General features: G+C 40.7%; 8 protein-coding genes. 1 reads left to right on the forward strand and 7 read right to left on the reverse strand.

Annotated features, from left to right (window positions below; genetic code table 11):
• The 7 genes from NT145_00080 to NT145_00110 all read right to left on the reverse strand — a co-directional run.
• A partial coding sequence (locus NT145_00080; protein MCX5781096.1) for a hypothetical protein occupies positions 1–1,662 on the reverse strand: 1,662 nt, incomplete at its 3' end.
• A gap of 2 nt (positions 1,663–1,664) precedes the next feature.
• Positions 1,665–1,997, reverse strand: a complete 333-nt coding sequence (locus tag NT145_00085; protein ID MCX5781097.1) for a T9SS type A sorting domain-containing protein — start codon at positions 1,995–1,997, stop codon at positions 1,665–1,667.
• Between the two features lie 818 nt (positions 1,998–2,815).
• A complete protein-coding gene (locus NT145_00090) occupies positions 2,816–3,547 on the reverse strand; it encodes a PorV/PorQ family protein (GenBank protein ID MCX5781098.1) in 732 nt (243 codons plus the stop codon).
• Entirely contained in the window at positions 3,528–4,577 is a 1,050-nt protein-coding gene (locus NT145_00095) for a hypothetical protein (GenBank protein ID MCX5781099.1), read from the reverse strand. Before NT145_00095 ends, NT145_00090 begins: the two co-directional genes overlap by 20 nt.
• Positions 4,578–4,720: 143 nt before the next feature.
• Positions 4,721–5,842, reverse strand: a complete 1,122-nt coding sequence (locus NT145_00100; GenBank protein ID MCX5781100.1) for a hypothetical protein — start codon at positions 5,840–5,842, stop codon at positions 4,721–4,723.
• Between the two features lie 28 nt (positions 5,843–5,870).
• Positions 5,871–7,109: a hypothetical protein gene (locus tag NT145_00105; protein ID MCX5781101.1), complete on the reverse strand. Its 1,239-nt coding sequence runs from the start codon at positions 7,107–7,109 to the stop codon at positions 5,871–5,873.
• Positions 7,110–7,121: 12 nt separating this feature from the next.
• Positions 7,122–7,745, reverse strand: a complete 624-nt coding sequence (locus NT145_00110) for a T9SS type A sorting domain-containing protein (GenBank protein MCX5781102.1) — start codon at positions 7,743–7,745, stop codon at positions 7,122–7,124.
• Positions 7,746–8,140: 395 nt separating this feature from the next.
• Here NT145_00110 and NT145_00115 point away from each other — a divergent pair.
• Positions 8,141–8,901 (forward strand): S8 family serine peptidase (locus tag NT145_00115; GenBank protein ID MCX5781103.1); only part of this gene is annotated, 761 nt, incomplete at its 3' end.

Here is an 8,901-nt window from a genome sequence, read left to right on the forward strand (position 1 = left end):
AGTTAAGTACGTTCTTAAAGTAGCAGTAGCAATTCCGATACTTGTATCACCGGTTGATCTGTTTGATATTTCTGTTGTTAAATCTGTCCGTAATGTTCCGGTCGTTATACCGACTGTCGTTAAATCAGTTCTTAAAGTTGCGGTTGCAACTCCGATATTGGTGTCCCCAGTAATTCTATTGTTTGTTTCGGCTGTCAGATCAGTGCGCAAAGTCCCCGTTGCAACACCAACACTTGTTAAATCCGTTCTCAAAGTCCCGGTTGTGATCCCGATATTTGTCAGGTTGGTTTCAATTTGAGTATGTGGAAGCGTCCCTGTTGAGGTTAAAAATGTGTGGTCAGTTATTCCCGCAGGGGATGCTTGCCATGCAGCATTGCCGCTTACATCTGATGTCAATACTCTCCCGACTGCCTGGTTACCGTCATTATACCTGAAACCCGTGGCAACCAGCGTAGAAGTATTTACGCCATATGTTACCACCGCATCAGGAACATTCAATGTCCCCGTCATCGTGTCGCCGGCTTTCCTTACCAATGCACCCGTTGATACAGCTACCGAATCTATCTGCGTCTTCAGAGCTCCCGTTGATACAGCCACTGAATTAATCTGCGTCTTTAATGCACCGGTTGAAATTCCTATATTTGTTACATCCGTTTCTAATTGCACGTGAGTCTTCGTTCCGGTTGATGTCAATAAATTATGATCAGATACACCTGAAGGCGAAACCGCCCACGATGCATTCCCGTTTACGTCTGATGTCAATACCCGCCCTACCGACTGGTTCCCATCATTATAACGGAACCCAGCCACAATTAACGTTGACGTGTTTACGCCATATGTTACCGAAACATTAGGCACATTTAATGTCCCCGTCATCGTATCGCCCGTCTTCTTTACCAATGTCCCTGTTGATACTGCCACTGAATCGATTTGTGCCTTCAACGCTCCAGTTGACACCTTTATATCAGACAAATTTGTCTCTAGTTGCGTATGCGTTAATGTCCCTGTTGATGCTAGCTGCCCGTGATCCGTATATCCGCCTGGGGATCCCACCACCCACGATGCATTTCCGCTTGCATCCGATGTTAACACCCTTCCGGTCGCAGCACCGGTTGTCATAGTTATACTTGACACCGTAACTTTATTCGCAGTTACTATTCCTGCGCCAGTTATGTTATAGCCCGACATCGTGAGAGTAGTTGTAGCTATATGGTTCCCTAAATTGTCTCCACCACCAACCGCATTTAGTTTCGCTTGCGCTGCAGCATCAAGTTTTGCTTCGCTGATAGCACCGTCATCAACCGACTTTGCATGAAGCGAATAAATATTTGATAATACTTCTTCGCGCGGCAAAAGCACTTGGCCTTCAACTGAAATCTCTAGCCAATATCCGCCTGCCGGTCGGTTATTCCAGTCAACCCCGGCGGGATTTAATTGATAATTGAATGCGCCGTTTGACGCCGTCACGGTAACATTACCGCTGTCCCAATAAGACGCGGAACCGTCCGAGCTGGTAATTCTAAACCTGACATTCCTGGTACCGTCAACCGACTGCCCCCTGTATCTTAGCATGCCCTGATAACGCATTGTTCCGGGGGCAACAGCCATTAAAACTGTTGCCGTTAACAATAACGAGACAATAAATATTAAAATTTTTTTCATTATTATCTTATAACCGCAAACTTCCCGACTTTTTTATGCCCTATATCATTGCTAATGGCATAAATATAAACACCCGAGACGATTTTTTCTCCGGAATTATTTATCACGTCCCAGCTAAGTTCTCCGCTGGGTGTTTCTGCTTCCGCATTATAAACTAGTTCGCCGGCAATATTATAAATTTTTACTTTTGTATATGAAGTGAGCCGTGAAAAAGTAATTCTGGCATGGCCTAGCCCTGAATTTGGCTTATACGGATTCGGATAACAATGCAAATTTGAAAAATCGCTTGAGAGTTTAGAAATTGCCCCCATGTTTTCAAAATTGGTGGTAAGCAAAAAACAGAACTAGACATATTCAGCATACCAATGCTTTCAATCCCTGTCCCTGATAAGCCAAAATTGCTGTTTAAGCAATGGGAATAGCCGCTTCCTACAATTTTACTTATAAAAATATTATAGTCAAGCGAAAACATTAAAGCAATAGATAACGAGGAAAAAATAATTATTGGAAATATAAGAATAATTCTTTTTTTAAGATAAGTATAAAAAAACGAGAAAAGTACTCTTACGTAAGACGTAAAGAATCGTCTTACTTTTGGGAAGGGTAACTTATAACAGAGTGCTTTACAGGAATCCATTATCCATTTTTAAATATTATAAACATTTTTTATTTATTTTTCAAATAGCGCAGCTTTAAAATTTGCCGAAGATTGTATATAGGTATAAATAAACATATATATTTAGAACTTATATTTTTAACTTGACAATTCCGCCATGCTTGCGGGGCGGTTCCCAAATTGTTCCTTCTCCCCTTGGCGGGTAAGTCTTTGGACCTAGCCTGCCCTTCGATTTCACTCAGGGTGGTGAGCATAGTCGAACCACGAACGAGGAAGAAGGTCAGGATGAGGGGGCTGAATAACGTTCACCCTCACCTCAATCTCTCGGAGCCATAGGCTCCTATGAGCCGAGGCCTCTCCCGTTAAGGGAGAGGATGAAAAAAACTAAACATTTGATACCGCCCAGTCCGCCGCGGAGGACTGGGCGGAGGTTCATTTAATACAAAAAAATAACCTTCCAAATTTCTATTTAGAAGGTTTAATTTTTATTTTATATAAGATGGCTTTTTCTAAAAAATGAACAAATGCCGCTGACTTCTATTTTCTTGAGTTGCCGTAGAACAAATCATTTAGTATAAAGATAAACGATACGGAATAAGTGTCGCCAAGCTCTCCGTAAGGAACCCATGCAAAGTCAATTTTGATATTGTCGTTGAACATAATTCCGCCGCCGGCCGAAAAACCGTTTACCGCATAGTTAATATCCCTGGACCTGTATCCGGCTCTCAGAGACCCTCCCCATCCTGGTTTTAAAAAGAAATCGCACTCCGTACCAGCGCTAACGTAAAGCTTATTTTCTATACCCTGATTTAAATCCACATATACTTTAGGTATAATATTTTTTTCATTATTACCGTGATAGCCGATTCCCGCCTTAAAATTTAGAGGCAAATCTTCCTGAGTCTGGACATATTTAAGTTTACCGCCGAAATTTTGGACTGAAAGGCCGAAATCAAAACTTTTTAATCCCGAATAAATTATTCCGGCATCGCCCGCGATTGTTGAAGCATAGGTACTTTCAATCTTTGAATTTATATATTTTAAGTTAGACCCGAATGAAAGCTTCTCATTAATACAGTATGAAGCCGCTATTGTTACCATTGAATCGCTGGGGCTGTAAGTCTCGTTTAAAAGAATATCATTTATGTCATATTTTTGAATCTCATCCATTGACAGGTTATGATAGCTTATTCCGAACCCCCAATTTTCATAAGGAAAAGCAAAAGCGGCGTAGTCATAATTTATGTCGCTAAACCATTTTAAATGCATCAGCGAAAATTCTTTTTCTTTTAGGAATGCCAGTTATTTTTTGTATATAAACCCTTGAATAAACTTCCTGATCACCACCACCAAAACTTGAAGCCACGCCAAGACCGGTATTATTCTGTGTTCTAGTGCAGCGGTGCTCTAACTGAAATGACTTTTGAGCAGAAATGGTTATTACGCCTTCAATTAAGCTTCTTGTTGTAATTAGACCAACAACCCCATCGCTATATTCACTAGTTCCATAAATAGCGACAGCATTATCTGTAATATTAAAAAATCTTGCTTTATGATTTTGAGATCTGTACCCTGGAGCGCTTGCGACAATTCTGTAAGTTCCGGCTGAAAGAGTAATAACATTACCCGCACGCGAAATAGATGTTCCTCTGGAAGCAACTGTCGTATTTAGGATTCTGATCTGCCACGCCCCTAAAGTAAATGTTCCCCCGTTTGTACCTGACACCCGTTGATCTTCATAAATAGCATATTCATAGCTTAATTGTGTTTTTATGCCATTTTCATCAACATACCACGCTTGGCTGTCCGTTGATACAAATATTTTTCCGAAACTGGCCGTACTGGAAGGAAAAGAATTTTTAGATAGGGAAACTATCCCTGAAACAGTTAGTTTTTCATTTGGACTTGAATTTCCTACTCCAATATTCCCGCCGGTAACCACAAATGTTGACAATCCTACGCTAAACGCGGAATTTCGGAATGTTGCAGAACTTGTCCAAGTGTTAGGCGCGGTCCAAGTATTTGTTGAAGCTAAAATATCCGCTTTTAAAGCAGAAGTGCTCACATTTGTCTGCCAAGTCCCTTTGCCTAGAGAATCTGAAGTTAAGATATAGCCATTCTGGGCGTTGGTTATCATAGTAAAGGACGAAGTTGTAACTCTTCCTTTGACCTCCAATTCATTTGGGTTACTGACATTTCCAATCCCGGCCCTGTCGGTGATCAGCCCGGCATAGGAAATGCATTGAAATAAAATACCGGCAAACATTAGAATTAAAGTTTTTCTGATAAATCGTTTCATAGGTTACTTTCCCCTGTTCTTAATCTGCCTTCTATTTTATTATATCAAATATCATTTGTCTATGCCGGCCCCGCTTCGGTGCCTATCCCCGAAAATCATAGACCCTAAATATTTCAGGGCCGGCATAGCATTCAAAATATCGTTTAGGGTATTGCCCTGTATTTTTCTACGTACGATCCCGATTCTCTTCTTGAATAAACAAGGTCGTTCCCGGATCTTTGAACTTTCCAAGTTCCATCAGTACCAGGGTCTCCCATATATGAGGCAGCACTAGATGAAATTATAACATCACTGTTAAAGTTAGAAGTGGAATTTGCCACGAAGGTTGATGTCACAATTCCATAGTTGACGGTCAGGTTGGGAGTGGTCAGATTTCCTGTCATGGTATCGCCGGTTTTTTTAACAAATGTTCCGGTTGAAGTTTGAAGTGCGGTAATATCGGTCCTCAACGTTCCCGTTGCAATTCCAATGGAATTATCTGCGGAAATACGGGAATTGGTTTCATTACTAAGGTCAGTTCTCAAAGTACCCGTTGCAACACCGACAGAAATAAGGTCGTTTTCAAGTTGTGTATGGGTCAATGTTCCCGTTGATGTTAACTGGCCATGATCGGATACGCCTGCCGGAACACTTTGCCAGGTCGCGTTACCACCGGTGTCTGAAGTCAATACTTTACCCGCCCCGGCACCGTTCGTAACCTGTAACGTTGCCGCTATTACGCCATATGTCACATTGACATCAGGCGCATTTAATGTCCCTGTCATTGTGTCGCCGGCCTTACTAACCTTAGCGTCAACATCGGTTCTTAAAGTTGCCGTCGCAATGCCAATCGTGTTATCCGAACCGATCCGGGCATTGGTTTCTGCCGTAAGGTCAGTTCGCAAAGTACCCGTTGCAACACCGATGGAATTATCCGCGCTTATACGGTTATCTGTTTCTGCCGTAAGGTCGGTTCCCAAAGTACCCGTTGCAACACCAACAGAAATCAGGTCGTTTTCAAGCTGCGTATGGGTCAATGTTCCCGTTGACGTTAACTGGGCATGATCAGATACGCCTGCAGGAACACTTTGCCAGGTCGCGTTTCCGCTGCCGTCAGATCCCAAGAATCTTCCTGCCGCAGCACCGTTCGTAATCTGAATGGTTGAGGTTTTTATGCCGTATGTGGATTCAACATAATCAGTTTTAACGCCGGCATAAATTGAGGTCAATCCTGCACATAACACTGTCATTGAAATCAGCAATCTAATCAAAAGTTTTCTTTTCATTGTTTTGTACCTCCGTTATAAAATTTTATTACTCGGCAAAAGTCGCTTGTGTTACATAACTTCCGCTAACTCTTTTTTGAAAAACAAGTGCACCTCCCTGAACCAGGAACCTCCAGGTTCCATCAGTATTAGGATCTCCAAGATAAAAAACCGAAGCATTGTTTGCTTTTATATCTCCGCTTAAGTTAGTATCGCTGATATTGGCCTGATTAAAATTCTGCGCAGCGGTCCACGTATTTGTTGAAGTAAGTAAATCCTGGGAAGAAAATGTGGAGGTGGATGTCATAAATGTCCCGTCGGCAAAATTAACTTTGGAAAGATTTATGTTGTTAACATTAACTATATTATTTGAGTTTAGATTCAAATCCGCTGTTGCGGTATGATTTCCAAGGTTATCTCCGGGAAGGCTACCGATTGAAGCCCAGCTTGCATCGCCCGAAGCATTGGTTTTCAAGAAATAACCGTCTGTTGCGCCGGTAGCCATTCTGAAATTTGTGGTTACAATATTATTTGAAGTTATGGTTTCTGAAGCGGTTATCGTAGAAACATTAATTAAGGAAGAAAATAAATTATTAACGTTTGATATATTAAATCCTGAAAGGCTTAAATTTGTTGTTGCCGTATGGTTTCCAAGATCATCGCCGGGCAGGGTCCCCAAAGATTTCCAGCTGGCGTTTCCGGAAGCATCGGTCCCCAAAAAATAACCGTTTACAGCGCCTGCGGGCATTGTAAAACTTGAAACAGCGACTTTCTGAGCGGAAATGTTTCCCGCGCTGACAATATCATACCCGGACATAGTTAAAGTCATTGTGGCGATATGGTTGCCGAGATTATCCGCGGTTCCCGCACTATTAAGTTTTGCCCTCACGGCTGCTGTTAATTTTGGTTCTGAGATAACATCATCATCAACGTTTCCGGCATGCATTGAATAAATATTAGACAGGGTTTCTTCTCTTGGAAGAAGAACCTGTCCTTCAACGGTTATCTCAAGCCAGTATCCGCCTGCCGGGCGGTTATTCCAGTCAAGAGACGGATTTAGCTGATACGTAAAAAATCCTTTGCTTACAATTACAGAAACATTTCCACTGTCCCAATACTGAACAGACCCGTCCGAGCTTGTAAATCTGAACCTCATAGTTTTTATGCCGTCAATGGCCTGTCCGTTTTGTTTTAGGCTTCCAACATACCTGAAAACATTAGGGACAGCCGAATAAGCAAGCTGGCTTAAAGTAAACATTAAAAATAATAAAAACATTAATTTACGCATAAAAATTCCCTTTTATCTTAATACCGCGAACTTACCAATCTTTTTGTGGCCGTTATTGTTCATTATGAGATAAATGAAAACGCCGGATGCCAAACTTTCACCTGAGTTATTTACAACGTTCCAGGCAAGTTCTCCTCTAGGAGTATTGGCTTCGGTTTCATATACCATTTCGCCGGCAATGTTGAAAACTTTAAGTTTTGTATAATCGGTAAGGCGAGAAAAAGTTATAATCCTGTGGCCTAATCCTGAATTTGGTTTAAAAGGATTGGGATAACAGTGGGCTTTATCCAGATTGGTTTCAAGTTTGCTTAAGGCAGTGTCATCAGCACCTACGCTTATGTCATAATCCCCGCCGGACATTGAAGTTCCGCCAAGGCTTTCTACTCCAAACCCCTGCAAAACCAAAGATCCGTCATTATTTGTAAATTTATTATAGGCGCTTCCTACCAGCTTTGAATAATTTATAAGAAAATCCTGGCTGATTATTAAAGCAAATGCTGTTCCGGCCAAAAAAAATAGGAAAAAAAAGACTATTAAACGCCTTTTTTTCCCGTATTGACTTGTTGCATTTAAAATTCCTTGAAAGCATCTACTTACAATTGACTCTTTTTTAGTAATTTGTTTTTTCCTTAACATCTTCGCACCCTCCCGGCACCAAGGAAGATATACTTCAAACTATTTTTATCCTTGAACCATCTAGCTTACCGTATGCTGCAATTTTCGGGTTTTTGAATGAACATTATTTAGGGTCTTTTTCTTTAATTACTCTATAGCCCACATATGCCATATTGTCAAGGCTTTTTTTATGAACAGTTTTTTTGAATTTATTATCTCGCCTCAAAATGGCTATTTTGAGGGTTTAAAAGCTTTGAACACGGACAATGTTTTTAACAATTATTTCACAATTATCCGATTGACTTATTCCTTGCATTTAGATAAACTATTCATGAAATTTGCAGGTAGCCTATCCCCGAAAAATTCCAATCATTAAGACCCATTGTTTTACCTTGTGTAAACCTTTTAAATTCTTAATGTTTTTTTTAGATTTTGTATTGTTTATAAGTAAAAGATTTTTTGTCTTGGTTATTTGCTTTTTTGGAGTAACTGCCGGCTTTTCTTTGTTTGCCCAAGAAAACAACCTTATCAACGACTCTTCCAAAAGCGAAATAATAGTTAAATTCAAACATTCTTCTAAATATTTCTCTGCCCCTTCAAACGGCGCCAATTATTCCAGCCAAAAGGTTATAGCTAACCGCACAGCAGAAAAGCTTTTCAAAAATATCTCAATTAAAAGCGCAAAAATAATGGGCGCGCCTGGCCTTGGCGCTGCCGATTTATCTGAAATTTATAAAATTAAACTGCCTCCCGATGAAAAGATTGAAAATGTTTTGGCCGATATTAGGAAAAATCCGGATATTGAATATGTTGAACCCAATTTTTCTTTAGAACTTCAAGACGTTCCGAATGACAAATATTTTGAACTCCAGTGGGGTTTAAGGAATACGGGGCAAAGTATAGATTACGTTCCGGGAAGCTGCGGCTCGGATATAAAAGCTGAAGATGCCTGGAATATATGCAAAGGAACATCAGGAATCATAATAGCTCTGATAGATACCGGGATAGATTACAATCATCCGGACCTGGCAAAAAATATCTGGACAAATACCAGCGAAATTCCTGGCAACGGAATAGATGAAGATAATAACGGTTATACAGATGATTTTAGGGGATGGTCATTTTTTGATCAAAATGACAATGTTTTAGACACTAACGGCCACGGAACCCACTGCGC

This window comes from Elusimicrobiota bacterium, assembly GCA_026388075.1.
Lineage (GTDB): Bacteria > Elusimicrobiota > Endomicrobiia > Endomicrobiales > JAPLKN01 > JAPLKN01.

Excerpts from the sequence above, each read along its gene's own strand:
- NT145_00090 (MCX5781098.1), bottom strand. The coding sequence starts at position 3,547 with ATGCATTTAAAATGGTTTAGCGACATAAATTATGACTACGCCGCTTTT.
- NT145_00095 (MCX5781099.1), bottom strand. The coding sequence starts at position 4,577 with ATGAAACGATTTATCAGAAAAACTTTAATTCTAATGTTTGCCGGTATT.
- NT145_00100 (MCX5781100.1), bottom strand. The coding sequence starts at position 5,842 with ATGAAAAGAAAACTTTTGATTAGATTGCTGATTTCAATGACAGTGTTA.
- NT145_00105 (MCX5781101.1), bottom strand. The coding sequence starts at position 7,109 with ATGCGTAAATTAATGTTTTTATTATTTTTAATGTTTACTTTAAGCCAG.
- NT145_00110 (MCX5781102.1), bottom strand. The coding sequence starts at position 7,745 with ATGTTAAGGAAAAAACAAATTACTAAAAAAGAGTCAATTGTAAGTAGA.